At 68.4% G+C, this 25,766-nt stretch carries 25 protein-coding genes; 22 read left to right on the forward strand and 3 right to left on the reverse strand.

The annotated features are described in order from the left end of the window. Positions 1 to 39: 39 nt before the first annotated feature. From HZ321_RS19385 to HZ321_RS19400, 4 genes are all read left to right on the forward strand, one after another. Positions 40 to 864 carry a cyclase family protein gene (locus tag HZ321_RS19385; RefSeq protein ID WP_181704058.1) on the forward strand — a complete coding sequence of 275 codons (825 nt, stop codon included), beginning with the start codon at positions 40 to 42 and terminating at the stop codon, positions 862 to 864. 175 nt (positions 865 to 1,039) lie between these two features. Beyond that, the gene (gene pabB / locus HZ321_RS19390) at positions 1,040 to 2,440 is read left to right on the forward strand and encodes an aminodeoxychorismate synthase component I (protein WP_181704059.1); all 1,401 of its coding nucleotides are present in this window, start codon (positions 1,040 to 1,042) and stop codon (positions 2,438 to 2,440) included. After that, the gene (locus HZ321_RS19395) at positions 2,437 to 3,021 is read left to right on the forward strand and encodes an anthranilate synthase component II (RefSeq protein WP_181704060.1); all 585 of its coding nucleotides are present in this window, start codon (positions 2,437 to 2,439) and stop codon (positions 3,019 to 3,021) included. Before pabB ends, HZ321_RS19395 begins: the two co-directional genes overlap by 4 nt. Next, on the forward strand, positions 3,018 to 3,869 hold the full coding sequence (locus HZ321_RS19400; protein WP_181704061.1) for an aminotransferase class IV: 852 nt from the start codon (positions 3,018 to 3,020) through the stop codon (positions 3,867 to 3,869). The genes HZ321_RS19395 and HZ321_RS19400 overlap by 4 nt, the downstream gene beginning before the upstream one ends. A 10-nt stretch (positions 3,870 to 3,879) precedes the next feature. On the opposite strand, the gene HZ321_RS19405 is transcribed toward HZ321_RS19400, so the two are convergent. Both HZ321_RS19405 and hspQ read right to left on the reverse strand, forming a co-directional pair. After that, complete coding sequence (locus tag HZ321_RS19405) at positions 3,880 to 4,212, reverse strand: YbjQ family protein (RefSeq protein ID WP_181704062.1); 333 nt, start codon at positions 4,210 to 4,212, stop codon at positions 3,880 to 3,882. 80 nt (positions 4,213 to 4,292) lie between these two features. Next, entirely contained in the window at positions 4,293 to 4,625 is a 333-nt protein-coding gene (gene hspQ, locus HZ321_RS19410) for a heat shock protein HspQ (RefSeq protein ID WP_181704063.1), read from the reverse strand. 291 nt (positions 4,626 to 4,916) lie between these two features. On the opposite strand from hspQ, the gene HZ321_RS19415 reads away from it, so the two are divergent. The 10 genes from HZ321_RS19415 (at position 4,917) to HZ321_RS19460 (ending at position 16,203) form a co-directional block, all read left to right on the forward strand. Continuing rightward, positions 4,917 to 7,202 (forward strand): ATP-binding protein, encoded by a 2,286-nt coding sequence (locus tag HZ321_RS19415; protein ID WP_206682808.1) that lies wholly within the window; start codon positions 4,917 to 4,919, stop codon positions 7,200 to 7,202. Between the two features lie 41 nt (positions 7,203 to 7,243). After that, a complete protein-coding gene (gene ntrX / locus HZ321_RS19420) occupies positions 7,244 to 8,614 on the forward strand; it encodes a nitrogen assimilation response regulator NtrX (protein WP_181704064.1) in 1,371 nt (456 codons plus the stop codon). Between the two features lie 104 nt (positions 8,615 to 8,718). Then, positions 8,719 to 9,831 (forward strand): ABC transporter ATP-binding protein, encoded by a 1,113-nt coding sequence (locus HZ321_RS19425; RefSeq protein WP_181704065.1) that lies wholly within the window; start codon positions 8,719 to 8,721, stop codon positions 9,829 to 9,831. Between the two features lie 149 nt (positions 9,832 to 9,980). Continuing rightward, positions 9,981 to 10,211 (forward strand): twin-arginine translocase TatA/TatE family subunit, encoded by a 231-nt coding sequence (locus HZ321_RS19430; protein ID WP_181704066.1) that lies wholly within the window; start codon positions 9,981 to 9,983, stop codon positions 10,209 to 10,211. Between the two features lie 69 nt (positions 10,212 to 10,280). Continuing rightward, positions 10,281 to 10,802: a Sec-independent protein translocase protein TatB gene (gene tatB / locus HZ321_RS19435; protein ID WP_181704067.1), complete on the forward strand. Its 522-nt coding sequence runs from the start codon at positions 10,281 to 10,283 to the stop codon at positions 10,800 to 10,802. 2 nt (positions 10,803 to 10,804) lie between these two features. Continuing rightward, positions 10,805 to 11,596 (forward strand): twin-arginine translocase subunit TatC, encoded by a 792-nt coding sequence (gene tatC, locus HZ321_RS19440; RefSeq protein ID WP_181704148.1) that lies wholly within the window; start codon positions 10,805 to 10,807, stop codon positions 11,594 to 11,596. A gap of 51 nt (positions 11,597 to 11,647) precedes the next feature. Continuing rightward, positions 11,648 to 13,105, forward strand: a complete 1,458-nt coding sequence (gene serS, locus HZ321_RS22045) for a serine--tRNA ligase (RefSeq protein ID WP_181704068.1) — start codon at positions 11,648 to 11,650, stop codon at positions 13,103 to 13,105. 90 nt (positions 13,106 to 13,195) lie between these two features. Beyond that, on the forward strand, positions 13,196 to 13,948 hold the full coding sequence (gene surE, locus HZ321_RS19450; RefSeq protein WP_181704069.1) for a 5'/3'-nucleotidase SurE: 753 nt from the start codon (positions 13,196 to 13,198) through the stop codon (positions 13,946 to 13,948). Positions 13,949 to 13,962: 14 nt separating this feature from the next. After that, the gene (locus HZ321_RS19455; protein WP_181704070.1) at positions 13,963 to 14,613 is read left to right on the forward strand and encodes a protein-L-isoaspartate(D-aspartate) O-methyltransferase; all 651 of its coding nucleotides are present in this window, start codon (positions 13,963 to 13,965) and stop codon (positions 14,611 to 14,613) included. A gap of 198 nt (positions 14,614 to 14,811) precedes the next feature. Next, the gene (locus HZ321_RS19460; protein ID WP_342343882.1) at positions 14,812 to 16,203 is read left to right on the forward strand and encodes a peptidoglycan DD-metalloendopeptidase family protein; all 1,392 of its coding nucleotides are present in this window, start codon (positions 14,812 to 14,814) and stop codon (positions 16,201 to 16,203) included. Between the two features lie 218 nt (positions 16,204 to 16,421). Here HZ321_RS19460 and HZ321_RS19465 read toward each other — a convergent pair whose 3' ends face one another. After that, positions 16,422 to 17,300, reverse strand: coding sequence for a DUF815 domain-containing protein (locus tag HZ321_RS19465; RefSeq protein ID WP_181704072.1), 879 nt, complete (start codon positions 17,298 to 17,300; stop codon positions 16,422 to 16,424). Positions 17,301 to 17,581: 281 nt separating this feature from the next. Here HZ321_RS19465 and yajC point away from each other — a divergent pair, with 281 nt between their 5' ends. From yajC to HZ321_RS19505, 8 genes are all read left to right on the forward strand, one after another. Beyond that, the gene (gene yajC, locus HZ321_RS19470) at positions 17,582 to 17,932 is read left to right on the forward strand and encodes a preprotein translocase subunit YajC (protein ID WP_181704073.1); all 351 of its coding nucleotides are present in this window, start codon (positions 17,582 to 17,584) and stop codon (positions 17,930 to 17,932) included. An 80-nt stretch (positions 17,933 to 18,012) separates the two neighbouring features. Further along, positions 18,013 to 19,629, forward strand: coding sequence for a protein translocase subunit SecD (gene secD / locus HZ321_RS21740; RefSeq protein WP_181704074.1), 1,617 nt, complete (start codon positions 18,013 to 18,015; stop codon positions 19,627 to 19,629). A gap of 28 nt (positions 19,630 to 19,657) precedes the next feature. Then, complete coding sequence (gene secF, locus HZ321_RS21745) at positions 19,658 to 20,608, forward strand: protein translocase subunit SecF (protein WP_181704075.1); 951 nt, start codon at positions 19,658 to 19,660, stop codon at positions 20,606 to 20,608. A 61-nt stretch (positions 20,609 to 20,669) separates the two neighbouring features. Continuing rightward, on the forward strand, positions 20,670 to 21,083 hold the full coding sequence (locus tag HZ321_RS19485; RefSeq protein WP_181704076.1) for an Mth938-like domain-containing protein: 414 nt from the start codon (positions 20,670 to 20,672) through the stop codon (positions 21,081 to 21,083). Positions 21,084 to 21,087: 4 nt separating this feature from the next. Next, complete coding sequence (locus tag HZ321_RS19490) at positions 21,088 to 21,963, forward strand: phytoene/squalene synthase family protein (RefSeq protein WP_181704077.1); 876 nt, start codon at positions 21,088 to 21,090, stop codon at positions 21,961 to 21,963. 393 nt (positions 21,964 to 22,356) lie between these two features. Next, the gene (guaB, locus tag HZ321_RS19495) at positions 22,357 to 23,862 is read left to right on the forward strand and encodes an IMP dehydrogenase (protein WP_181704078.1); all 1,506 of its coding nucleotides are present in this window, start codon (positions 22,357 to 22,359) and stop codon (positions 23,860 to 23,862) included. Then, on the forward strand, positions 23,862 to 24,299 hold the full coding sequence (locus HZ321_RS19500) for an MAPEG family protein (protein ID WP_181704079.1): 438 nt from the start codon (positions 23,862 to 23,864) through the stop codon (positions 24,297 to 24,299). Before guaB ends, HZ321_RS19500 begins: the two co-directional genes overlap by 1 nt. 87 nt (positions 24,300 to 24,386) lie before the next feature. After that, positions 24,387 to 25,700, forward strand: coding sequence for an RsmB/NOP family class I SAM-dependent RNA methyltransferase (locus HZ321_RS19505; RefSeq protein WP_181704080.1), 1,314 nt, complete (start codon positions 24,387 to 24,389; stop codon positions 25,698 to 25,700). Positions 25,701 to 25,766: the final 66 nt, after the last annotated feature.

Below are 25,766 nucleotides of genomic sequence, written 5' to 3' on the forward strand. Positions count from 1 at the left end.
AGCGATAACAATGTAATAGCATAACACCGGGGGTGATCCATGTGCCATCATTGCGTTATGGAATCGGTGAAGGAGCGGATGCTATCGCGTCGCTCGTTCTTCTCCGGCCTTGCGGCGGCGGCTGCCACCGCCACGGTTGCCGCCACGGCGGGTCCGGCGTTCGCCGAAGGCGTTTCCGCCAGCGGCAAGCCGTTTGACCTGACGCACGAACTCCACCCGGATTTCCCGACGTTCTTCGGCGTTCAGCAGTTCTGGATGGACCAGAAGTTCAACTACGCCGAACACAAGTTCAATCTCTTCGAGCTTCGCGTGAACGAGCACACCGGCACCCACATGGACGCGCCACTGCACTTCTCGGCGGACGGCAACAGCGTGGCCGAGATCCCGGTGGAGAGCCTTGTCGTGCCGCTGTCGATCGTCGACATCCGCGCCAAGGCCGCCGAGAGCGCAGACGCGCAGTTGACGCCCGACGATCTGAAGGCCTGGATCGCCGCCAACGGCCCGCTGCCGAAGGGCGGCTGCGTGGCCCTCAACTCCGGCTGGGATGCGCATGTCGGCACCGCCAAGTACCGCAACGCCGGCGAGGACAAGGTCATGCACTTCCCCGGCTTCCACGTGGAAGCCGCGCAGATGCTGATCGAGGACGGCAACACGGTTGGCATCGCCTCCGACACGCTGTCGCTCGATTTCGGCGCCTCGCCGGACTTCGCCACCCACTACGGCTGGCTGCCGACCGGCCGCTGGGGCATCGAGTGCATCGCCAATCTGGCCGCACTGCCTGCAAAGGGTGCGACGCTGGTCGTCGGCGCGCCCAAGCACCGCGGCGGCACCGGCGGCCCGGCCCGCGTCTTCGCCATCGCCTGACGACCGGCAACCCGAACCGCGACCGGTCGGTTGCGGTTCGGGGTCTCGGGCCGCGACTGTCCCCCGCCGCGACGGTTCCGCCCCTCGACACGTCCCCTCCCGCACCATAGCTTCCCGGTGAGCGGACCGGGCACAAGGTCCGGCGGAGAAGGGGGCCTCGTCGGGGGCCGGATCGATGCTCGTTCGCACGCTTGCCATCAGGGATCCCATCGAGGCCGTCGGCCGGCTGCAGGGGCTTCCAAACCTGACCTTCCTCGACAGCGCGATGGAGCACGCGACCCTCGGGCGCTTCTCCTTCCTCGCCGCCGATCCCTTTGCGACGTTCCGCATCGAGGGCGGCGCGGGCTACTGGAACGACGAGCAGGTGGCCGTGGGTGGCCGCGAGTCGCTGCGCGTCCTGAAGGAGAAGCTGGCGCTCTACCATCAGGCGAGCGTCCCCGGCCTGCCGCCGTTCCAGGGCGGCGCCGCCGGCTATTTCGCCTACGATTTCGGCCGCGATCTGGAACGTCTGCCGACGCCGGAGACGCTGCAGCCGGGCGTGCCGTCGGTTCTCCTGCATTTCTATGACGTTGTCCTCGCCTGGGACCACCGCGAGGCCAAGGCCTGGCTCGTGTCGACCGGTTGGCCGGAAACCGATGCGGTCCGGCGCGAGGCGCGCGCGGAGGAGCGCGCGGCGGCCTTCATGACGCGGCTTGCCACCGATCCCGTCGAGACAGGCTCCGGCCGGGGCACCGCACCGCTGACCTGGACATCGAACTTCACCCGGCCGGAGTACGAGGCGATCATCGCGCGGACGGTGGAGTACATCCTCGCCGGCGACATCTTCCAGGCCAACATCGCCCAGCGTTTCTCGGCCCCGCTGCCGCCCGACTTCGACGCCTTCGCCTACTACCGCAGGCTCCGCAAGCGGAACGCCGCCACTTTTGCTGCCTGGCTCGACTACGGCCCGCTGAAGATCGCCTCGTCCTCGCCGGAACGCTTCGTCCAGGTCTACGACGGCCGGGTGGAGACGCGCCCGATCAAGGGCACCATCCGCCGCTCGCCCCATCCGCTTGAGGACATGAACCTCGCTCAGGTGCTGCTCGCCTCCGAGAAGGACCGGGCCGAGAACGTGATGATCGTCGATCTCCTGCGCAACGATCTTTCCCGCGTCTGCAAGCCCCACACGGTCCACGTGCCCGCGCTCTGCGGCCTGGAATCCTACGCCACCGTCCACCATCTGGTGTCGGTGGTCTCGGGCGTGCTGGAGGATGAACTGGACGTGGTGGATCTGATCGGCGCCGCCTTCCCGGGCGGCTCCATCACGGGTGCGCCGAAGATCCGCGCCATGGAGATCATCACGGAGTTGGAGAAGATCGAGCGCGGAGTCTACTGCGGGTCGATCGGCTACCTCGGTTTCGACGGGGCGGCCGACACCAACATCGCCATCCGCACGGTGAGCTTCGTCGGCGGCGAAGCGATCGTGTTCGGCGGCGGAGGCATCACGGCGCTGTCGGTCCCGGCCGACGAGTACGACGAGACCATCGTCAAGGCGAGCCGCGTCCTGCAGACCTTCGAGCCGGAGGAGCCGCGTTGATCCTCGTCGTCGACAATTACGACAGCTTCGTCGGCAACGTCGCGCGCTACTTCCGCGAGCTTGGCGAGGCGGTCAACGTCGTCCGCAACGACGCCATATCCGTCAACGAGATCCAGGCGATGGAGCCGCGCGCGATCGTGATTTCGCCCGGACCGTGCTCGCCGAAGGAGGCCGGCGTCTCAAACCCGGTGGTGGCCGCGCTCTCCGGCCGCATCCCGATCCTCGGCATCTGCCTCGGCCACCAGTGCATCGGCGACGTGATGGGCGCCCGCGTCGTACGCGCGAAGGAGCCGATGCACGGGCGCGCCTCCCTCGTCAGCCACACCGGCACGGACGTGTTCCGTGGCCTGCCGAACCCGCTGAAGGTGGGGCGGTACCACTCGCTGATCGTGGAGATCGACGACCCGGAGGGACCTCTCGTCGTCACCGCGCGTTCGGAAAAGGGTGAGGTCATGGGCCTCGCCCACCGGGAACACCCGACGTTCGGTGTACAATTCCACCCGGAATCGATTCTGACGGAGGGAGGTCACGCCATGCTCGCCAACTTCCTCAACGCCGCCGCGGCCTGGGCCTCCCGATGATCGTGCTCAACGGCAGGGCCTACGACGGTTCCGAGGCGCCATTCGACCTGAGCGACCGCGGCCTGATGCTGGGCGACGGCCTGTTCGAGACGATGACGCTGTTCGGCGGCACGATCTTCCGGCTGGACGACCATCTCCGTCGCCTGCAGCACGGCATCTCCGTGCTCGGCTTCTCCGTCCCCCGCGACCGCCTCGAAGCGGACCTGATGATCGCCGGCGGACACGAGCCTCCGGACGGCGCCGTCGTCCGCCTCACCGTGACGAGGGGCGGCGGCGTCCGCGGCCTGGCGATGCCGGCCGAACCGAACCCGACGGTGATCGTCTCGCTGTCGCCGTTCCGCCGCGACCTCGTCGGCGAGCCGACCAGCCTCTACACGGCCTCGGTCCGGCGCAGCGAGAACTCGCCGCTTTCCCGGCTGAAGACGCTCGGATACCTCGACAACATCCTGGCGCTGCGCGAGGCCGCCGAACACGGCCACAAGGACGCGCTGATCCTCAACAACCAACTGCGGGTCGCCTGCTCGTCGGTCGCCAACGTCTTCGCCGTCACGGACGGCAAGCTCCTCACCCCGCCAATCCGCGACGGCGTGCTGCCGGGCATCATCCGCGGGTTGGTTCTGGCGCTTGCGCCGGAGATCGGACTGCAGCCGGTGGAGCGCTCGCTGACCGTGCGCGACCTGATCCAGGCCGGGCAGGTGTTCCTCACCAACTCGGTCCGCCTCGTCCAGCCGGTGACGGCGATCGACAACTCGCGCCTGCCGCCCGGCGACGCGGAAGCCGGCGCTGTGCTGGCCAGGCTCATCGAGGCGATCGTGGAGGAATGCGGCGTCGACCCCGTCGGCGCGTGACGCCGCCGGATCAGGCTGGCCGGAGCCGGACGGCGGTGCCGTAGGCGAGCACCTCGGTCACACCCGACATGATCTCGGTGGCGTCGAAGCGGAAGGCGATCACCGCGTTGGCCCCCAGGCCGCCGGCGTCATGCACCATCTTCTCGAAGGCCTCGTTGCGGGCCTGCTCGCAGAGCCGGGTGTAGATGCTGATGTTGCCGCCGAAGATAGTCTGCAGGCCGGCCAGGAAGTTTCCCACCACCGAGCGCGACCGCACCACGATACCGGTCACCACGCCGAGTTCCTGCTCGATCACATAGCCCTGGAACGTCAGCCCCGTCGTCACGAATTCCCTGCCCATCATGGCCGCGCACCCCTTGCCGTCGTCATGCGATCAGCATGTCGCACAAAGGTTAGGGAACGTTTGGACCGCCGGGCGGGCGCTCAGTTCAAGGAATTGGATGGCAGGCGGTAGCCGCCGTCGTCGGTGACGACAAGCGTGTCCTCCACCTCCGGATGACGGATCGGCAGGCCGCTGTCGTCGCGCTCCAGGTTCTGCTCGGAGACGTAGGCGACGTACTCGCTCTCCGCGTTCTCCGCGTAGAGGTGATAGAACGGCTGGTCCTTGGACGGGCGCACCGCCTCCGGAATCGCCTCGTACCACTCCTCCGTGTTGGAGAAGATCGGGTCGACGTCGAAGATCACACCACGAAACGCGAAGTGGCGGTGCTTGACGACATCCCCGATCTGGAACTTGGCGGTCTTGTACTTCTGCATCTTGCTCGCTTGGGCAATTCGCCGCGCCGACGAAGGACTGGGCGCGCGTTCTCAAGTTTTCAAAACCCATCCGGCCGGCAAGTCAAGCGCCAAGCCGGATTTCCGGGCTTTTCAGAAGCTTGACGTCAAATGGCCGCCGTTTTCGACACCCCTCCGTCCACAGGTCGGACAGGCTGCCAAACATGTGTCGCAATTTTGCAACATTCATGGTACTCCCTTCGCCACCTCGCATCCGGAGGCATTCGCCACCTCGCTTCCGGCGGCAGGTGCAGCGGAAACGAAAGCGGTCCCGTGGCTGATACGATGCCCATCGACGAGCCCAAGCCTGCGCCCGCAGCGCCGTCGGCGGCGCCTGCCCGCGCGGCGGCCCGGGAGTCCAGCCTCGCCCGCCGCATCCTCGGCTTGATTCTGGTTCTCCTCTCGGTGCTCGCCTCGCTGGGCACCTTCGCGATCATCACCAACCTGACGCCGATAACGCCGTCGCAGGGAATCATCCGGACCGCGCTCGCCGTGGACGCGGTGCTGGTGCTCGGCCTTCTGGCGCTGGTCGGCTACGAAGGGTTCCGGCTCTGGAAGGCCTGGCACGAGGGCAGGGCGGGCGCCCGGCTCCACATCCGCATCGTCGCGCTGTTCTCGCTGATCGCCGCGCTGCCGGCCGCGCTCGTCGCTTTTGCCTTCACCATCACCATCGACCAGGGCCTCGACCGCTGGTTCGAGTCGCGCACCCGGCAGATCGTCGACAACGTACTGACGGTGGCGAGCGCCTACATGCAGGAGCACGCCCGCGTGCTGCGCGGCGACCTGATCGGGCTGGCCACCGCTATCGATTCGGCCAAGCCGCTCTACGATTACGAGCCCCGTCGCTTCGACACGCTGATGGAGGCGCAGGCCTCGCTGCGCGGCGTCCAGGGCGCCTACCTCCTCGACAAGACCGGCACCGTCATCCTGCGCACCGAACTCGACCCGCAGGCGCGCACGATCATGCCGCCCAAGCGCGCGATGGACGAGGCGCAGTCGGGCGGCGCGGTGCTGATCTCGCCGGGCAACTCCAACCAGGTCGGCGGCGTCCTCAAGCTCAAGGCCTACGACGAGACCTTCCTCTACGTGGTGCGGGTGCTGGACGCCAAGGTGCTCGACAACCTGCGCCTCGCCCGCGAAAGCGCGGTTGAGTACCGCCAGCTGGAGGCGAGCCGCGCCGACGTCCAGATCGGTTTCGGCCTGATCTTCGCGGGCCTGACGATCGTCTTCCTGCTGAGTGCGATCTGGGTGGGCCTGTCCTTCGCCAACGCGCTGGTTGCGCCGATCCGCCGCCTGATCACCGCCGCCGACGAGGTGGCCAAGGGCAATCTGGCCGCCCACGTTCCCGTCGGCGACAACCTGGACGACCTGGAGAGCCTCGGCGCCACCTTCAACAAGATGACCACCGAGCTGCGCACCCAGCGCGACGAACTCCTGAGCGCCAACGACCAGGTCGACCGCCGCCGCCGCTTCACCGAGGCGGTTCTGTCCGGTGTCACGGCCGCCGTGCTCGGCGTCTCCAACGACGGCCACATCTCGCTGGTCAACCGGTCGGCGACCGTGTTCCTCGGCCTCGACGAATTCGACCTGATCGGTCGCCAGCTCATCCAGGAAATCCCGGAGCTGGAGCCGCTGCTCGCCGCCGCCGTCCGCGACGACAGCCGCTTCCACCAGTCCACCATCACCATGCTCCGCCGCGGCCAGGAGCGCACGGTGGCCGTCCGCGTCGCCTCCGACCGCTCGCCCGACCGCGAACACGGCTACGTGGTGACGCTCGACGACATCACCGACCTGGTCACCGCGCAGCGGACCTCTGCCTGGGCCGACGTCGCCCGGCGCATCGCGCACGAGATCAAGAACCCGCTGACGCCCATCCAGCTGTCGGCCGAGCGCATCCGTCGCCGATACGGCAAGGCGATCGCCGAGGACGACCGCCGGATCTTCGACCAGTGCGTGGACACCATCGTCCGCCAGGTCGGCGACATCGGCCGCATGGTGGACGAGTTCTCCGCCTTCGCTCGCATGCCGAAGCCGACGATGGAGGAGCGCGACCTCGCCGACGCCATCCGCGAGGCGGTGTTCCTGATGAGCGTCGGCCATCCCGACATCACATTTCAGGCGCATCTGCCCGACAAGGGCATGGTCGGTCGGTTCGACCATCGCCTGCTCAGCCAGGCGCTCACCAACCTCGTCAAGAACGCGGTGGAGGCGATCACCGCGATCCCGCCGGACGACCGCGGCGAGCCGCGCGTCGACGTCACCGGACGTCGTGAGGACGACCACTTCGTCATCGAGGTGGTGGATACCGGCGTCGGCCTGCCGACGCAGGACAGGCAGCGGCTCCTCGAGCCCTACATGACCACACGGGAGAAGGGCACCGGCCTCGGCCTGGCCATCGTCCGCAAGGTCGTGGAGGAGCACGACGGCCGCATCGAGCTTCTGGATTCGCCCGCCGTCGCAACCGGCGGGCATGGTGCCATGGTGCGTGTGACCCTGCCGGTCTCTCCAGGTGCTGCGCCGCGGGTGACCGCGCCGGAGCCCGAGGCCGTCAACGCCTGAACCCTTTGCCCGACGACCAGCCAACCAAGCCGAAGGAAACAATGGCGTCAGACATTCTCATCGTGGACGACGAGGCCGACATCCGCGAACTCGTCGCCGGAATCCTCGAGGACGAGGGACACGGAACGCGCAAGGCCGGTGATTCCGACCAGGCGCTGGCCGCCGTCACCAACCGCCGTCCTCATCTGGTGTTCCTGGACATCTGGCTGCAGGGCAGCCGCATGGACGGACTCGCCCTCCTGGAGGAGATCAAGAAGGACAATCCGGACCTTCCGGTCGTCATGATCTCCGGCCACGGCAACATCGAGACCGCGGTGGCCGCCATCAAGCGCGGCGCCTACGACTATATCGAGAAGCCGTTCAAGGCCGACCGCCTCGTGCTCGTCGCCCAGCGCGCGCTGGAAGCCTCCAAGCTGAAGCGCGAGGTGCAGGACCTGAAGTCCCGCTCCGACCAGCCGACCGGCCTGATCGGCACGTCGTCCGTGCTCAACCAGCTGCGCCACACGATCGATCGGATCGCCCCCACCAACAGCCGGATCCTGATCTCCGGCCCGTCCGGCTCGGGCAAGGAGATCGTCGCCCGCGCGATCCACACCCAGTCGACCAGGGCGCAGGGCCCCTTCGTCGCGCTCAATGCGGCGGCGATCACGCCCGAGCGCATGGAGATCGAGCTGTTCGGCACCGAGGCCTCCGGCGAAGACGGCCGCCGCAAGGTCGGCGCCCTGGAGGAGGCCCACGGCGGCACGCTCTACCTCGACGAGATCGGCGACATGCCGCGCGAAACGCAGAACCGCATCCTGCGCGTGCTGGTCGACCAGTCCTTCGAGCGCGTCGGCGGCGGTCACCGCGTCCAAGTGGACGTGCGCATCGTTTCCTCCACCGCTCGCGACCTGGAGCGCGAGATCGCCGAGGGCCGCTTCCGCGAGGACCTGTTCCACCGGCTCGCCGTGGTGCCGCTGCGCGTGCCCGGCCTGTCGGAGCGGCGCGAGGACATCCCGCTCCTCATCGACTACATGATGCACCAGATCGCCCGCGCCACCGGCCTGCCGATCCGGCGCATCGGCGACGACGCGATGGCCGTGCTGCAGGCGCACGACTGGCCGGGCAACCTGCGCCAGCTCCGCAACAATGTGGAGCGGCTGATGATCCTGACCCGCGCGGACCCCGAGGCGGTGATCACCGCCGACCTGCTCCCGTCCGAAGTCGGGACGATGCTGCCCTCGCTGCCCACCTCCACCGGCGGCGAGCACCTGATGGCGCTGCCGCTGCGCGACGCCCGCGAGATCTTCGAGCGGGAGTATCTGAAGGCGCAGATCAACCGCTTCGGCGGCAACATCTCCAGGACCGCCGAATTCGTCGGCATGGAGCGCTCGGCGTTGCACCGCAAGCTGAAGAGCCTCGGCATCGCGTGATCGGGCCGGGACGGCAGCGCTCTCGCCGCCGTCCCCTTCCAACCCGGGCGCCGGCCCTGTAAACGTCACCGACACAGTCAGCTTTTCCCCTGGGGCCCGACGCCTTGTCGCTTCCGACCAGCACTGCCGCACCGCAGGAACTCCGTCGCTGGGGTCGGCGCGGCACCGCGGCCGCGACCATCGCGGCGCGCCTGACCTTCGAGGCGATCGAGCACGACTACGACGGCGTGCCCTCGCTGCGCGGCATCACGCTCGACATTCCGCCAGGTGAGATCCTCTGCCTGCTCGGCCATTCCGGCTGCGGCAAGAGCACGCTCCTTCGCATCGCCGCCGGCGTGGAGCGGCCGACGGGCGGTCGCGTCACCATCGACGGCATGGAGATGGCGGGCCCGTCCCGCTTCGTACCGCCGGAGAAGCGCGGCGTCGGTCTGATGTTCCAGGACTACGCGCTGTTTCCGCACATGACGATTCTCGCCAACGTGATGTACGGCCTGACCTCGCTAGACCGCGCCGCCGCAGGGCAGGTGGCGCGCGCCGCGCTCGGCCGCGTCGGCCTGGAGGACTACGCCGACGACTACCCGCACGCCCTGTCCGGCGGCGAGCAGCAGCGCGTGGCGCTCGCCCGCGCCATCGTCCCCCGGCCGTCCGTGCTGCTGATGGACGAGCCCTTCTCCGGCCTCGACCGGCGCCTGCGCGACAATGTGCGCGACGAGACAATGGCCGTGCTCCGCGAGACGCGGGCGACCGCCGTCATCGTCACCCACGACCCGGAGGAGGCGATGCGCATGGGCGACCGTATCGCGCTGATGCGCGGCGGCCAGCTCATCCAGGTCGGCCCGGCCGAGGACCTCTACGCCCGCCCGGTCGATCTTTTCGCCGCCCGCTTCTTCTCCGAGGTCAACGAGATCGATGCGGTCGCCAGGGCGGGCAGGGCGGAAACCCCGGTCGGCGTCTTCCCGGCGCCGGGTTTTGCCGACGGAACGCCGGTGAAGGTCTGCATCCGGCTGCCCGGCCTGATCCTCGGCGAGGCCGGTGTCGGCGTGCCCGGTCGCATCCTGCGCAAGCGCTTCCTCGGCGAGGTTTCGCTGGTGGAGGTGGCGGTGGACGGCCTCGATTCGCCCCTCAAGGCCCGTCTCCGCGGCTCGCTGCCCTCCGCCCCCGGCACCGACGTGTGGATCTCCGCCGACCCGGACAGCGTGCTCGTGTTTCAGCGCTGAACCGTTCCGGGGCTTTCATCCGCCGCCCCGGTGGCCCATATGACGCGGGTGGGACGGACCGGAAGGGGCGCCTGTCGTTTGTTGCGACGCCGCACCCTTTATGCAAGAGTGCCGCCCAATTCGAGTTACCGCATCGCGGAGTGTTCGTCATGGGTTCGCTTAGCATCTGGCATTGGCTCATCGTCCTGGTGGTCGTGCTTCTCCTCTTCGGCCGCGGCAAGATCCCCGATCTGATGGGTGATTTCGCCAAGGGCATCAAGAGCTTCAAGAAGGGTCTCGCCGACGACGAAACCGAAACGGCGACCACCGACGTGAAGACGCTGGACCACAAGACCGCCGATCCGATCGCCAGCAAGACGAGCGACGTGAACAAGGCCTGAGCCTATCCATCGAGAGGCGGCGCGGGCGGCTGACGAGGCCGCCGCGCAGGCACGTGCGGGCGTAGAGACATGTTCGAAATCGGTTGGTCTGAAATCCTCGTGGTCGCCGTGGTCGCGATCGTCGTGGTGGGGCCGAAAGACCTTCCGCGCCTGCTGCGCACGGTCGGCACGATGATCGGCAAGGCCCGGCGCATGGCCGGCGACTTCCAGTCGCAGTTCAACGCCGCCTTGCGGGAGGCCGAGCGTGAAGTCGACATCATGGACGCCAAGAAGCAGGTGGAGGACCTGAAGTCCCTCAACCCGCTCGCCGGCGTCAAGGATGCGCTCAACCCGGTGACGAGCATCGGCAACGACATCAAGCGCGAGCTGACCACGCCGATGGCGGACCCGAAGCCGGCCGCGACCCCGACGGCGACCGAGCCCGCCAAGACCGGCCACGTCGCCGGCGACCACGGCACCGACGAGAGCTCCGCCCCCGCTGTTGTGGCGCCGGCAGCCCCGGCCGCGACGGCGCCGGTCGTCGCAACCCCGGTCCCGCCGGCCGCCGACCCGGTGCCCGCTCCCTCCACCAGCGCTGGAGACGCCCGGTGACCATCCAGCGCGACGAAGACGAGATCGAGGCTTCCAAGGCGCCGCTGCTCGATCACCTGATCGAGCTGCGCTCGCGGCTGATCAAGTCGCTGCTGGCGATCCTGGTCTGCTTCATCATCTGTTTCTATTTCGCGACGACCATCTTCAACATCCTGGTCGGCCCCTACGAGGCCGCCGCCGGTGCCAACCAGGCGGTGGAGCTGATCTACACGGCGCCGCAGGAGTATTTCTTCACCCAGATCAAGCTGGCGATCTTCGGCGCGCTGTTCATCGCCTTCCCGGTGATCGCGACGCAGATCTACATGTTCGTCGCGCCCGGCCTCTACAAGCACGAACGCCACGCTTTCCTGCCGTTCCTGATCGCGACGCCGATCCTGTTCTTCCTCGGCGCGATGCTGGTCTACTTCTTCGTCATGCCCACCATGATGCACTTCTTCCTGTCGATGCAGCAGGAGGGGGGCGAGGGCAGGGCGGCGATCTCGCTGCTGCCGCGGGTGTCCGAATACCTCGGCCTGATCATGACCATGATCTTCGCCTTCGGCATCACCTTCCAGCTTCCGGTGGTCCTGACGTTGCTCGCCCGCACTGGTGTCATCACCGAGCAGGGCCTGAAGGACAAGCGGCGCTACGCCATCGTGCTCGCCTTCGTGGCGGCCGCGGTGCTGACGCCGCCCGATCCGCTCAGCCAGATCCTCCTTGCGGTCCCGACCATGCTTCTCTACGAAGTCTCCATCATTGCGGTGAGACTCATGAAGAAGCGCGACGAGGCGCGGCAGGCTCCCATCGGCTCCTGACGGTCGGGCGCCGGGTCCTGCCGTCGCCCCCGCGCCGGGGATCGTGTTCCAATGCTCGACATCAAATGGATCCGCGAGGAGCCCGAGGCTCTCGTCCGCGCGCTGATGCGCCGTGGGCAGGCCGAGGAGACGGCCCGCGCGACGGTCGACGACGTCATCGCCAGGGACGACGCGCGCCGCGCCCACCTGAAGGCGCTGCAGGACGCTCAGGAGCGCCGCAACGCCGCCTCCAAGGAGATCGGCAAGGCCAAGGCCGCCAAGGACGAGGCGCGGGCCGCGGAGCTGATGGCCGAGGTCGCGCATCTCAAGAGCTTCATCCAGGACGGCGAGGCCAAGGAGCGCGACCTCGACTCGGCCTTGAACTACGCCCTGTCGGTCATCCCGAACGTCCCGCTCCACGAAGTGCCGGAGGGCCGCGACGAGAAGGACAACGTCCTCTACCGCACCCACGGCGAGCCCCGCCGGATCAACTGGGCGAAGGAGCACTTCGACCTTGGCGAAGGCCTTGGCCTGTTCGACTTCGAGCGCGCCGCCAAGCTTGCCGGCGCCCGCTTCACGGTGGTCAAGGGCGCACTCGCTCGCATGGAGCGCGCTCTCGGACAGTTCATGCTCGACCTGCACACCACCGAGCACGGCTACACCGAAGTCCAGCCGCCGCTCATGGTGCGCGACGAGATCATGTACGGCACCGGCCAGTTGCCGAAGTTCGAGGCAGATTTGTTTGGTGCGTCAGCACCGCTTTCAGAAGCCGATACCGTAGAAGCTGAGAAGCGCTTCATGGCGAGCCTCAAGGCCGATCCGCTGGCACACGACTACTTTATCAGAACCAGCGATGGCCGGGATTTGTACACTCCTGAAGGTACGCGACGTTTCAATGAATTCGCTGCTTCGATCAGCCGCCGCTGGCTCATACCGACTGCTGAAGTGCCGCTGACCAATCTCGTCCGCGAGGAGATCCTGGACGAGAAGGACCTGCCGATCCGCATGACGGCGCTGACGCCCTGCTTCCGGTCGGAGGCCGGTTCGGCCGGCCGCGACACGCGTGGCATGCTGCGGCAGCACCAGTTCAACAAGGTCGAGCTCGTCTCGATCACCTCGGCCGAGACCTCGCGCGACGAGCACGAGCGCATGCTCACCTGCGCGGAGACGGTGCTGAAGCGGCTCGGTCTCAGCTACCGCGTCGTCACGCTCTGCACCGGCGACATGGGTTTCGGCAGCGCCAAGACCTACGACATCGAGGTCTGGCTTCCCGGCCAGAACACCTACCGCGAGATCTCGTCCTGCTCAGTGTGCGGCGACTTCCAGGGCCGCCGCATGAACGCGCGATACCGCCCGGCGGGCGAGGCCAAGGGCACGCGTTTCGTCCACACCCTCAACGGGTCGGGCGTGGCCGTCGGCCGCGCGCTGATCGCCGTGATGGAGACCTATCAGAACGAAGACGGCTCGATCGGCGTTCCCGAGGTGCTGCAGCCCTATATGGGTGGGCTGAAGGCGATCGAGCGGGCCTGACCGCCCGATCGTCTCCGCTTGCCGCCGCCCCGAAAATCCAGGGCGCCCGGCTCGATTCCTGTTCCACGCTCTCATTCCAGCGGGTCCGGCATGCGCATCCTGATCACCAACGACGACGGCATCAACGCTCCCGGCCTCGTGGCCCTGGAAAGCATCGCTCACGCCCTGACCGACGACGTCTGGGTGGTCGCGCCGGAGACCGACCAGTCCGGGCTCGCCCATTCGCTCACCTTGCACGACCCGCTGCGCGTCCGCGACATCGACGGCCGCCGCTTCGCCGTCCGCGGGACGCCGACCGATTGCGTCATCATGGCGGTCAAGGAACTGATGCCGGAGCCGCCGGACCTCGTGCTCTCCGGCGTCAACGCCGGCGCGAACATGGCCGACGACGTCACCTATTCCGGAACCGTCGCCGCTGCGATCGAAGGCACGCTGCTCGGCATCCCGTCGATCGCGCTCAGCCAGGCCTATTCCTGGGCTGACGGCGGCGAGATCCCCTTCGGCACCGCCGAGGCCCTTGCGCCGGATCTGATCCGCAAGGTTGTCGCCGGCGGCATCCCCAAGGCGACGCTCGTCAACATCAACTTCCCCGACCGCGCGCCGGACCGCATCGCCGGCGTCGAGGTGACCCGCCAGGGCACCTCCACCCACGGTCTGAAGGCCGAGGCGCGCCTCGATAGCCGCCGCAAGCCCTACTACTGGCTGGCCTACGCCCGCGCGGACAACGCACTGGTTCCCGGCACCGACAACCACGCCATCGCCCAGGGCCGCGTATCCATAACGCCGCTGCGGCTGGACATGACGGACGATTCGGGGCTCGCTCGTCTTTCCGCCCTGTTCTGAGAGACGACGTCGTGATGAAGCCCGCAGACAGCGACCGCGCCGGTGCCGAGAAGCTGGCTCGACGCGTCGCGGAGCAGGGCGTCACGGACGAACGGATCCTGGCCGCCATCGCCGCCGTGCCGCGCCGGATCTTCCTGGCGGCCGCCTACCAAGCGAGCGCCTATGCCGACCGGGCGCTGCCGATCGAGTGCGGCCAGACGATCAGCCCGCCCTCCACGACGGCCATGCTCGTCGCGGCGCTGGATCTGAAACCGGAGCACAAGCTGCTGGAGATCGGCACCGGCTCCGGCTACCAGACGGTGCTGCTCGCCCGGCTCGCCGCCGCGGTCGTCACACTCGAACGCTTCCGCACGCTGACCGACCTCGCCGCCGACCGTTTCGCGCTGCTGAAGGTGCCCAACGTGCAGGCGTTCCACGCCGACGGCTTCGACGGCTACCCGCGCCATGCGCCCTACGACCGCATTCTCCTCGACGGGGCGGTCAGCCGAATCCCCCATCCGGTGCTCGACCAACTTGCCGATCGCGGGCTCCTGGTGGCGCCGGTCGGGACGGGGCCGGAGCAGACGCTGGTGCGAGTCGTCCGCGACGGACGGCTGTTCCACCGCACGGAACTCGGACCGGTGCGATTCACGCCGCTGGTCGAAGGGCTCGCCGCCCGCCTCTAGCCGTCACCGGGGCGTCCCGGACGCTGGTTTGGTGCTTGAAAAACGGCACTAACCGGCGCTTTCGATCGTCCGTCTTAAGTGTTTGTCAACGTTACCGCGCTTTAATCACCGCAGTTTCAGAGTGGTCACAGCGGGACTTCAGACATGCGTCACCCTGCCATTTTTTCAAAGAACCGATTGCTTGCCCAGGTTGCCGTCGTGGGACTTCTGTCCAGCGCGATGGCGGGCTGCAGTTCGGATGTGACCCGTTTCGGCAGCCTGTTCGAGGCGCCCGACAATCGCCAGCAGACGATGGCCCAGGTGCCGGTTCCCGCCGGAGACGTCACCGGATCGGTGCAGCCGACCATGGTTTCGACCGGCACCGGCTACGGCACCCCGGCCGTGACCTCCAACACGCTGCCGCCGGCACCCGGCGCCGTGGTGTCGAACGCCCCGTATGTGCGTCCGGCGGTGGGCGGCCAGCCCGGCTTCCAGCAGCCGACGTCGCTCGCCACGCTGCCTCCGTCGCCCGCCCAGGTCCAGCCGATGGCCCAGACGGCGGCGCGCGCGGCTGGCTGGAGTGCGGAAGGTGGTACGCCCGTCGTGATCCGCCCGGGCGAGACGGTGCAAACCGTCGCGCGCCGCTTCGGGGTTCCGGAAACCGCCATCCTCCAGGCCAACGGCTTGACGGCCAACGCCGCCGTCCAGCCCGGCCAGCAGCTGATCATCCCGTCCTACAGCTACGGCGGAAGCAGTCAGGCCGTCGCGGCCAAGCCCGCTGCCCAGGCGCCTGCCCAGACCGCGATGGCCGCGGGACCGGGAGGCGTCTACGTGGTCAAGCCGGGTGACAGCCTCGGCAAGATCGCCAACGCCCACGGCATGCGTTCGCGCGAACTCGCCGCCGCCAACGGCATCGACCCCAACGCGCCGATCAAGATCGGCCAGAAGCTTTCCATCCCGGGTGCGGGCGCCGGCAACACGCGCGTCGCCTCGCTGCAGACCGGCACGATGACCGACGCCAATCCCGCGGCGCCGGTCGCCAAGCCGCAGATGACGCTGCCGGCTCAGGCCGCCCAGCCGCTGGCACAACCGACGACTCAACCGGTCGCCCAGGCGCCCGTGCAGCAGCCGGTGGCGCAGCAGACCCAGGTCGCCTCGCTCGAGCCGACGCCGCCGGCCGCTGCCCAGCCGCAGGTCAACAAGCCGGTCGGCACCCAGGTCGCCGCCGCCGCCACCGGCACATTCCGCTGGCCGGTCCGCGGCCGGGTGATCTCCGGCTTCGGCACCAAGGCCAACGGCGAGCGCAACGACGGCCTCAACATCGAGGTCCCCGAAGGCACGCCGATCAAGGCGGCCGAGGGTGGCACGGTGATCTACGCCGGCAACGAGCTGAAGGGCTACGGCAACCTCGTCCTGGTCAAGCATCCCAACGGCTTCGTCTCCGCCTACGCCCACGCCAGCGAGATCCTCGTCAAGCGCGGCGATGCGGTGATGCGCGGCCAGACGCTCGGCAAGGTCGGCGCCACCGGCAACGTCACCCGGCCGCAGCTCCACTTCGAGATCCGCAACGGCAACCGCCCAGTCGATCCAATCCCCCACCTGCAGGGGTGAACGGGGTCGCGGCTCCCACCCGCTATCACTGCCAGGATCGACCCGTCCGCACCCGCGGACGGGCCGATTGGCTTTGCGACTGTGCTGGTGGCGGCGATCGCCCGGTCGTCCCGGACTTCGGATCGTCTCGATGGGTGGCCCGTCGCGAAAGCTGCGCCCACGGGAGCAGGGGGCCGCAGCTCTCGGGGCGAGCGGAAACCACGGGGCCCGACGGCAGGTCAGTCCAGCCGGACGCCGAGCCTTCCCGCGAGATCCTGGACGAACTGCCATGCCACGCGGCCTGACCGGCTGCCGCGCGTGGTCGCCCATTCCAGCGCTTCCGCGCGCAGGCGCTCCGGGTCCACGCTGATCCCGTGCCGCGCGACGTAGCCGTCGACCATCTGGAGATAGTCGTCCTGGCTGCACTTGTGGAAGCCGATCCACAAACCGAACCGATCCGACAGCGACACCTTCTCCTCCACCGCCTCGTGCGGATTGATGGCGGTGGAGCGCTCGTTCTCCATCATGTCCCGCGGCAGCAGATGCCGGCGGTTCGACGTGGCGTAGAAGATCACGTTGTCCGGACGCCCCTCGATGCCGCCCTCCAGAACCGCCTTCAGCGACTTGTAGGAGGTATCGTCGTGGTCGAAGGAGAGGTCGTCGCAGAAGAGGATGAAGCGGTAGGGCGCCGGCCGGACCAGCGCCATCAGCTCCGGCAGGGATTCGATATCCTCCCGGTGGATCTCGACGAGCTTCAGCGGCGTGAAGCCTTCTCCGGCGAGCGTCCTGTTCACTTCGGCATGCGCGGCCTTGACCAGCGACGACTTGCCCATGCCGCGCGCGCCCCACAGCAGGGCGTTGTTGGCCGGCAGGCCGCGGGCGAAGCGCTCGGTGTTCTCCGCCAGGATGTCCCGGCTGCGGTCGATCCCGCGCAGGAGCGCCATCTCCACCCGGTTGACCCGGGCGACCGGCTGCAGCGATCGGCCGGCGGCGTGCCAGACGAAGGCGTCGGCGGCGTCGAAAGGCGGCGGCGAGGGGAGCGGCGGCGCGCTCCGCTCCAGGAGCGCGACGAGCTTCTCCAGGTGGGCGTTCAAGGTGGCGATCGGATCGGCGGTCACGGGTGTGTCTCGCGTAAAGGACTGTCGGCCATGACTTATCCGACGCTCCCGCGCGAGGCAAACGAAGCCCGGTAAGCGCGGCGCGCAAGGCGCCTGCGCAAGGCAGCCCGCCGGCCGTTGCCGATGCCTAACACTCCGTTTGCAAAGCGTGGGGCTATCGCTATAGTCCGCGCGCTTTTGCCTATCGGGGGAACGGCGCGGCTCCGGTCGCCCCTTTCCCCGTTCATGGTCGCCCCCGACGCCGGCGCGCCCGCCGATACCCGCTTGAAGGAGCCCTCCGCATGTTCGTGACCCCCGCCTTCGCGCAAGCTGCCGCCGGTGATCCGATGGGCACGACCGGCTTTCTGATCCAGTTCATGCCTTTCATCCTGATCTTCGTGATCATGTACTTCCTTCTCATCCGCCCCCAGCAGAAGCGGGCGGCCGAGCACAAGGAGATGCTGAAGAACCTGCGCCGCGGCGATACGGTGGTGATGACCGGCGGCCTGATCGGCAAGATCTCGAAGGTGGTGGACGACAACGAGATGGTGCTGGAGGTCGGCGAGTCGACGGGCGGCACCAAGGTCCGCGTCGCGCGCGCCTTCGTCGCCGAACTGCGCACCAAGGGCGAACCGGTCAAGGACGGCGCCTGATCGCCGGCATGCGGATGCGGCGGCCGAGCGCCGGCCTGTCTCGCGGTCGATGCCCGGCTTGAAGAGGTTACAGAGTCCCGATGCTATATTTTTCCCGCTGGAAAGTGACGGCCATCCTCGGCGTCATCGTGCTGAGCCTGCTGGTGCTGGTGCCGAACTTCCTCAGCGCCGAGCGCCTGAGGGACAGCTGGCCCGGCTGGCTACCCGGCCGGCAGATCGTGCTCGGCCTCGACCTGCAGGGCGGCGTCTACCTGCTCTATGAGGTCGACACCGCGGACTACAAGGCCAAGCGTCTGAAGACTCTGGAAAACGACATCCGCAACGCCATGCGCCAGGATCCGCGCATCGGCTACACGGGCCTCGGCGTCACCGGAGAAACCGTCCAGCTCCGCATTCGCGATGCCGACCGGGTGGCCGACGCGGCGACCCGCCTGCAGGGGCTGGTCAATCCCCTGAACCAGGGTCTGATCGGCGGCACCGGCGTCACCGAGTTCCAGTTCGAGCAGCAGGCCGACGGTCTCCTGCGCATGACCTTCACCGATGCCGGATTGGGTCAGCGCCTGGCCACCGTGGTCGACCAGTCCATCGAGGTGATCCGCCGCCGCGTCGACGAACTCGGCACGACCGAGCCGTCGATCCAGCGCCAGGGCGCCGAGCGCATCCTGGTCGAGGCGCCCGGCGAGAAGGATCCGGCTCGCCTCAAGAACATCATCGGCCAGACCGCGCAGCTCACCTTCCACCTCGTCGACGTCAACGCCGACATCGCCGAGGCCCAGGCCGGCCGCATCGCGCCCGGCTCGCTGCTGCTTGAATCGCTCGACGACGCCAACCCGCGCCCCTACGTGGTGGAGGAGGCCCCGCTGCTCTCCGGGGAGGACCTCGTCGACGCCCAGGCCTCGTTTGCCTCGCAGACCAACGAACCGGTCGTCTCCTTCCGCCTCTCCACCGGCGGATCGCGCAAGTTCGCCTCGGTGACGACCGAGAACGTCGGCCGTCCCTTCGCGATCGTGCTCGACAACAAGATCATCTCCGCCCCGGTCATCCGCGAGCCGATCACCGGCGGCCAGGGCCAGATCTCCGGCAGCTTCTCCGTCCAGAGCGCCAACGATCTCGCCGTGCTGCTTCGCGCCGGCGCGCTTCCGGCGCGCCTGTCGGTTATCGAAGAGCGCACCGTCGGCCCCGGTCTCGGCGCCGACTCGATCGCCGCGGGTGAGCGTGCCTCTGTCATCGGCGCAATCGCCGTCGCTCTGTTCATGTTCGCGGTCTATGGCCTGTTCGGCCTCTTCGCCAACATCGCCCTCATCGTCAACATCGTGATGATCTTCGCTGTGCTGACGCTGCTGCAGGCGACGCTGACGCTTCCGGGCATCGCCGGCATCGTGCTCACCCTCGGCATGGCCGTGGACAGCAACGTGCTGATCTACGAACGCATCCGCGAGGAACAGCGGCTCGGCCGCTCGCCGATCAATGCCATCGACGCCGGCTTCCAGCGTGCCTTCGGCACCATCCTGGACGCCAACATCACGACGCTGATCGCCGCCGGCGTGCTCTTCCAGCTCGGCTCCGGCCCGGTGAAGGGCTTCGCCGTCACGCTGACGGTCGGCATCATCACCACCATGTTCACCGCCATCACCTTCACCCGGCTGCTGATCGCATACTGGGTCCGCCGCCGTCGCCCGACGGTCGTGCCGATCTGACGCTCCGGCCGGACGAGAGGACACCCCCATGCGGCTCCTGCGCCTGTTCCCCGACGACACCCGCATCCCGTTCATGCGGTGGCGGAAGTATTCCTTCCCGTTCTCGGGCATCCTGTCCGTGCTCTGCTTCGTGGCCTACCTGGCCTTCGGCATGAACACCGGCATCGATTTCCAGGGCGGCACCCTGATGGAGATCGCCACCAAGAGCGGCCCGGCCAACCTGTCGGAGATCCGCGAGAAGCTGAACAACCTCGGCCTCGGCGAAGTCCAGGTCCAGGAGTTCGGCGAGGCGGACACCGTCCTGATCCGCATCGTGCGCCAGGAAGGCGGCGACGAGGCCCAGCAGGCCGTCGTCGGCAAGGTCCAGGCGGCTCTCGGCACCGACATCGACTACCGCCGCGTCGAGGTGGTCGGCCCGCGCGTGTCCGGCGAACTCGCCCAGAACGGCATCGTGGGCGTGCTGCTCGCGCTCGGCGCCATAATGGTCTACGTCTGGTTCCGCTTCGAATGGCAGTACTCCGTCGGCGCGGTCATCGCCACGCTGCACGACATCGTGCTGACGATCGGCCTGTTCGCCGTGCTGCAGCTGGAGTTCAATCTCTCCACCATCGCAGCCATCCTGACCATCATCGGCTATTCGCTGAACGATACCGTGGTGGTCTACGACCGCATCCGCGAGATGCGGCGCAAGTACAAGCGCATGCACCTCGTCACCATGCTCGACCTGGCGATCAACCAGACGCTGTCGCGCACCACGCTGACCGCCGCCACGACCTTGATTGCGCTCCTGTCGCTCTACATCTTCGGCGGCGAGGTCATCCGCTCCTTCACCTTCGCCATGTTGTTCGGCGTCGTGGTCGGCACCTACTCGTCGATCTTCATCGCCGCTCCGGTTCTGATCTTCCTCGACCCGCAGCTGGCCGGCGACAAGTCGGCCGCACCCGAGGGCGAGGAACCGGCGGCCGCCAAGACCGCTTGAGGAGGGGAGGGCGGTTCGACCGGTCCGCCCCGCTTCCGGTCCGAGGTTCGAGAGGATTGCCATGTCCAAGCTGTTCGAGCCCCGCGGAACCCACGGCATCGTCATGCGGGAGCAGCACTTCCCCGGGCGGGCGCCGGTCAGCGCCTATGGCAACGGCGGCTTCCGCTTCGCCGAGATGAGCCACCGCGGCTCGATTCTCTGCCTGCCGTCCGGCATCCATGGCTGGCCTGCCGAAACACCGGCGGACATTTCGGTGGACTCGCTGGCCAAGGCGCTGGCCGAGGCCGGCGACTTCGAAGTGCTGCTGATCGGCTCCGGCACCGACCTCGTGCCGATGCCGGAGGCGCTGCGCTACGCGCTGCGCGAACGCGGCATCCGCGGCGACGTGATGTCGACCGGCTCGGCCGTGCGCACCTACAACATCATGCTCGGCGAGAACCGCGCGGTCGCCGCCGCGCTGCTGGCCGTCGGCTGACGCCATGGCCGACGAAGGCGCCATCGACGACGCCTACCGCCGCGCCGAGGCCCTGGTGCGGGACACCGACCGCGACCGCTGGCTCGCCAGCCTGTTCATTCCCGCCGACAAGCGCCGGCACGTGCTCGCCCTCGTCGCCTTCTCCGGCGAAGTCGCGCGCATCCGCGATGTGATCCGCGAGCCGATGCCCGGCGAGATCCGCTTGCAGTGGTGGCGCGACGTGCTGACCGGCGACGCCCGCGGCGACGTGCAGGGGCACCCCGTCGCCGCCGCGCTCCTCGACACCATCCGCCGCTTCCTGCTGCCGAAGAAGCCGCTGGTGGACCTGATCGACGCCCGCACCTTCGACCTCTACGACGATCCCATGCCCTCGCTTCTCGACCTGGAGGGCTACGCCGGCGAGACCGTCTCGGCCCTGTTCCAGGCCGCGGCGATGATCCTCTGCGAAGGCGAGGACCCGCGCGCGGCCGACGCCTCCGGCCATGCCGGGGTGGCCTGGGCGATGACGGGACTGATGCGCGCGCTGCCGATCCACGCCCGCCGCGGCCAGGTCTTCATCCCCGAGGACATCCTGAAGCGCCACGGCGCAAGCCCGGCGATGATCCGAGATGCCGGGGCCGGGTCCGATAAGGCCGACCAGCCCGTCCGGGCCGCCCTGGCGGAAATGCGCGAGCACACACGCCATCACAGGGACCGCGCCCTGCGCGCCGTCGTCACGGCCGATCCACGCGCCCGGCCTGCCTACGTCGCCCTGGGGCTCGTGGAGCCCTACCTGAAGTCGCTGGAGCGGACGCCGCCCTTCGGCGCGATCGCCGATATCCCCGGCTTCCTCAAGCCCTGGCACCTCTGGCGGACGGCGCAACAGCTCCGTTCAACGTGACGGTCGCCACCTCTCGCGGCATCCGCACAGTCGTGGGTGGTCCGCCTGCGCGGACCATGACGGGGTAGGGGGTGAGCCAGTGCGATAAGCGGCTCGACGCGAGTCGCATCGTCTTCCTCCCGCCGCTACCCATGCCGTCTGCTTTATACCTCTCGGCCGTCATGGTCCGCGCAGGCGGACCACCCACGCATTTCACATGTCGTCATGCCAACCGGGGCCCGCATCCACGTCCGCCCACACCTCAACATCTCGGGGCTCTTCCCACCTCGCCACACCCGTGTTAGATACCGCCGCCAACTTCATCGGTGTCAGGAAACCCTCGGCGAGTCGTATCCCGGCCCGCTGGCGGGTCTTTTCATTTTCCTCGCGCCCCGCTGATTTCAGGAGTTGGTCATGGCAGTCTTCTTCGACCCCGTCCACGGCGGGCAGCTCGCGCTCACCTTCGACGACGTCCTCCTGAAGCCGGGGCATTCCGAGGTCCTGCCGTCCGAAACGGACGTCCGCACCCGCCTGACGCGCGGCATCGAGCTCAACATTCCGATCCTCTCGTCCGCGATGGACACCGTCACCGAAGCGCGGCTGGCCATTGCCATGGCGCAGGCCGGCGGCATCGGCGTCATCCACCGCAACCTGGAGCCCGCCGTCCAGGCCGAGCAGGTCCGGCAGGTCAAGAAGTTCGAGAGCGGCATGGTGGTGAACCCGGTCGTCATCGGTCCGCAGGCGACTTTGAAGGAAGCGCTCGACCTGATGCGCGCCAACAACATCTCCGGCATCCCCGTGGTGGAGAATGCCGGGGAGGGCGGCCGCGTTACCGGCCGCCTCGTCGGCATCCTCACCAACCGCGACGTCCGCTTCGCCTCCGACCCGAACCAGCGTGTCTATGAGCTGATGACGCGCGAGAACCTCGTCACCGTCCGCGAAGGCGTCAGCCAGGAGGAGGCCAAGCGGCTCCTCCACAGCCACCGCATCGAGAAGCTGCTGGTGGTGGACGAGAGCTTCCACTGCGTCGGCCTGATCACCGTGAAGGACATCGAGAAGGCCCGCCTTCATCCCAACGCCGCCAAGGACGAACAGGGCCGCCTGCGCGTCGCCGCCGCCACCACCGTCGGAGACCAGGGCTTCGAGCGCTCGCAGATGCTGATCGACGCAGGCGTCGACCTTCTCGTCGTAGACACCGCGCACGGCCACTCCGAGCGCGTCCTGCAGGCGGTCACCAAGGTCAAGAAGCTGTCCAACCGCGTCCAGGTCATCGCCGGCAACGTCGCCACCGGCGACGGCACCAAGGCGCTGATTGACGCCGGTGCGGATGCGGTCAAGGTCGGCATCGGCCCCGGCTCGATCTGCACCACCCGCATCGTCGCGGGCGTCGGCGTCCCGCAGCTCACCGCCATCCTGGAGAGCGTGGAGGCCGCGCGCGAGGCCAACGTCCCGGTCATCGCCGACGGCGGCATCCGTTTCTCCGGCGACGTCGCCAAGGCCCTCGCGGCCGGCGCGTCCGCGGTGATGATCGGCTCGCTCTTCGCCGGCACGGAGGAGAGCCCGGGCGAGGTCTATCTGCACCAGGGCCGCAGCTACAAGGCCTACCGCGGCATGGGATCGGTGGGCGCCATGGCCCGCGGTTCCGCCGACCGCTACTTCCAGGCCGAGGTCCGCGACGCTCTCAAGCTCGTGCCGGAGGGCATCGAGGGTCAGGTCCCCTACAAGGGCCCGCTCGCCTCGGTCCTCCACCAGCTCGTCGGCGGCATCCGGGCTGCCATGGGCTACGTCGGCGCCCAGACCATCGACGAACTGCAGACGAAATCCCGCTTCATCCGGATCTCGCCGGCCGGCATGCGCGAGAGCCACGCCCACGACGTCACCATCACCCGCGAAAGCCCGAACTACCCGGGCTCGGTCTGATGACCGTCGCCGCAGCCGCCATCGTCCTCGCCATGGTCGCCCAGATGGTGTGGACCTATCTCACCATGTGGCGGAGCGCGAAGGCGCGCTTCCGCGCCTTCCGCGACAAGCGCGTCAAGGGCAACGTCAAGCTCTCGCAGGAGGGCTGGCCGGACGATGTGCGCGCTCTCTCCAACAACATGAACAACCAGTTCGAGACGCCGACGCTGTTCTACGCGCTCGGCATCCTCGCCCTGGTCCTCAACGCCGCGACCGTGCTGTTCGCCGTGCTGGCCTGGGTCTACGTGGCCTCGCGGGTCGCCCACACCGTCGTCCACACCACCACCAACTTCGTTCCGCACCGGTTCCGGATCTTCCTGGTGGGGTACGCCGCGCTGATCGCGATGACCGCGCTGATCGCCTTTCACACCCTCGCGGCCCTCGGCGCCGCCGCCTGAAGCGCTGAGAACCGGGCATGGCGCTTGCCCTCGGTGGCCGGCTCGCCTATTCACGGCAGTTGAACGGGTCAACCGAGGACAGGCGTCATGAGAGACGGCGGCAGGATCGCTGCGGCGATCGAAGTATTGGGCGATGTAGACCGGACGCGCCGGCCCGTGCAGGACGCGCTGAAGGACTGGGGACTTGCTCACCGCTTCGCCGGCTCCCGCGACCGCAGCGCCATCGGCAACCTCGTGTTCGACGCCCTGCGCTGCCGTGCCTCCCTGGCCGCCCGGATGGGTAGCGACTCGCCGCGCGCCCTCGCGCTCGCTGCCTATGTCCGGCTCTGGGGCCGCAGCATCGAGCAGCTCGACGCCACCCTTGCCGAAGACCGCCACGCGCCCGAGCCGCTGACCGACGCGGAACGGGCCGGGCTGGTCGCGCCGGTGCTCCCCGAAGGCACGCCGCTCTGGCAAGCCGCGGACGTGCCGGAATGGCTGGAGGGGTCGCTTCGCCGCGCCTTCGGCGACCGCTTCGTGGAAGAGGGCGCTGCGCTTGCCGGCCGGGCCGACGTGGACCTCCGCGTCAATCCGTTGAAGAGCGACCGCGACACCGTGCTGAAGTCGCTCGACCATCTCGACGCCCGCCCGTGCCGACACTCGCCCTTCGGCGTCCGCGTGCCCTCCGGCGCCGCTGACGAGAAGCCGCCGCACGTGGCCTCCGAGCTGTCCTACAAGAAGGGCTGGTTCGAGATCCAGGACGAGGGCAGCCAACTCGCCGCCCTGATGGCGCTCGCCCGCCCGGGCGAGCAGGCCGTGGACTTCTGCGCCGGTGCGGGCGGCAAGGCGCTCGCGCTTGCCGCCGCTATGGACAACAAGGGCCAGATCTACGCCTACGACAGCGACCGCCGCCGCTTCGGCGACATCCTGGAGCGGATCGCCCGCTCCGGCGCCCGCAACATCCAGATCCGCGAGCCCAAGCGCGGCGACGTGCTCGCCGATCTCGCCGGCCGGATCGACGTGGTGCTGGTGGATGCGCCTTGCACCGGGTCCGGGACCTGGCGCCGCCGGCCGGACGCCAAATGGCGGCTCGCTCCGGGCGCCCTGGAGACCCGCCAGCGGGAACAGGCGTCCGTGCTCGCCGACGGAGCGCGGCTGGTCCGACCCGGCGGAAGGCTCGTCTACGTCACCTGCTCGGTGCTTCCGGAGGAGAATGAGGACCAGGTGGCCGCCTTCCTTGCCGCCCATCCGGACTTTCGGCTCGGCGACACCGCCGCTGCATGGCGGGCCGTGACGGGCACGGTCGCCGATCCTCTCACCGTCCTCAGCCTCGGTGACGACGGCGGCACCGCCCTTCGCCTCACCCCGGCCACCACCGGCACCGACGGCTTCTTCTGCGCCGTGCTGAACCGGCAGGGCTGAGGAGCTTCCGCTTCCGTCTTCACTTCCTCGTCAGGGGTGAAATACGCGGTATCCTCCGGCCGAACT

This window comes from Chthonobacter albigriseus (assembly GCF_013839445.1).
Taxonomy (GTDB): domain Bacteria; phylum Pseudomonadota; class Alphaproteobacteria; order Rhizobiales; family Pleomorphomonadaceae; genus Chthonobacter; species Chthonobacter albigriseus.

Excerpts from the sequence above, each read along its gene's own strand:
- HZ321_RS19385 (WP_181704058.1), top strand. The coding sequence starts at position 40 with ATGTGCCATCATTGCGTTATGGAATCGGTGAAGGAGCGGATGCTATCG.
- pabB (WP_181704059.1), top strand. The coding sequence starts at position 1,040 with ATGCTCGTTCGCACGCTTGCCATCAGGGATCCCATCGAGGCCGTCGGC.
- HZ321_RS19400 (WP_181704061.1), top strand. The coding sequence starts at position 3,018 with ATGATCGTGCTCAACGGCAGGGCCTACGACGGTTCCGAGGCGCCATTC.
- HZ321_RS19405 (WP_181704062.1), bottom strand. The coding sequence starts at position 4,212 with ATGATGGGCAGGGAATTCGTGACGACGGGGCTGACGTTCCAGGGCTAT.
- hspQ (WP_181704063.1), bottom strand. The coding sequence starts at position 4,625 with ATGCAGAAGTACAAGACCGCCAAGTTCCAGATCGGGGATGTCGTCAAG.
- ntrX (WP_181704064.1), top strand. The coding sequence starts at position 7,244 with ATGGCGTCAGACATTCTCATCGTGGACGACGAGGCCGACATCCGCGAA.
- HZ321_RS19430 (WP_181704066.1), top strand. The coding sequence starts at position 9,981 with ATGGGTTCGCTTAGCATCTGGCATTGGCTCATCGTCCTGGTGGTCGTG.
- tatB (WP_181704067.1), top strand. The coding sequence starts at position 10,281 with ATGTTCGAAATCGGTTGGTCTGAAATCCTCGTGGTCGCCGTGGTCGCG.
- serS (WP_181704068.1), top strand. The coding sequence starts at position 11,648 with ATGCTCGACATCAAATGGATCCGCGAGGAGCCCGAGGCTCTCGTCCGC.
- surE (WP_181704069.1), top strand. The coding sequence starts at position 13,196 with ATGCGCATCCTGATCACCAACGACGACGGCATCAACGCTCCCGGCCTC.
- HZ321_RS19455 (WP_181704070.1), top strand. The coding sequence starts at position 13,963 with ATGAAGCCCGCAGACAGCGACCGCGCCGGTGCCGAGAAGCTGGCTCGA.
- yajC (WP_181704073.1), top strand. The coding sequence starts at position 17,582 with ATGTTCGTGACCCCCGCCTTCGCGCAAGCTGCCGCCGGTGATCCGATG.
- secD (WP_181704074.1), top strand. The coding sequence starts at position 18,013 with ATGCTATATTTTTCCCGCTGGAAAGTGACGGCCATCCTCGGCGTCATC.
- secF (WP_181704075.1), top strand. The coding sequence starts at position 19,658 with ATGCGGCTCCTGCGCCTGTTCCCCGACGACACCCGCATCCCGTTCATG.
- HZ321_RS19485 (WP_181704076.1), top strand. The coding sequence starts at position 20,670 with ATGTCCAAGCTGTTCGAGCCCCGCGGAACCCACGGCATCGTCATGCGG.
- HZ321_RS19490 (WP_181704077.1), top strand. The coding sequence starts at position 21,088 with ATGGCCGACGAAGGCGCCATCGACGACGCCTACCGCCGCGCCGAGGCC.
- guaB (WP_181704078.1), top strand. The coding sequence starts at position 22,357 with ATGGCAGTCTTCTTCGACCCCGTCCACGGCGGGCAGCTCGCGCTCACC.
- HZ321_RS19500 (WP_181704079.1), top strand. The coding sequence starts at position 23,862 with ATGACCGTCGCCGCAGCCGCCATCGTCCTCGCCATGGTCGCCCAGATG.
- HZ321_RS19505 (WP_181704080.1), top strand. The coding sequence starts at position 24,387 with ATGAGAGACGGCGGCAGGATCGCTGCGGCGATCGAAGTATTGGGCGAT.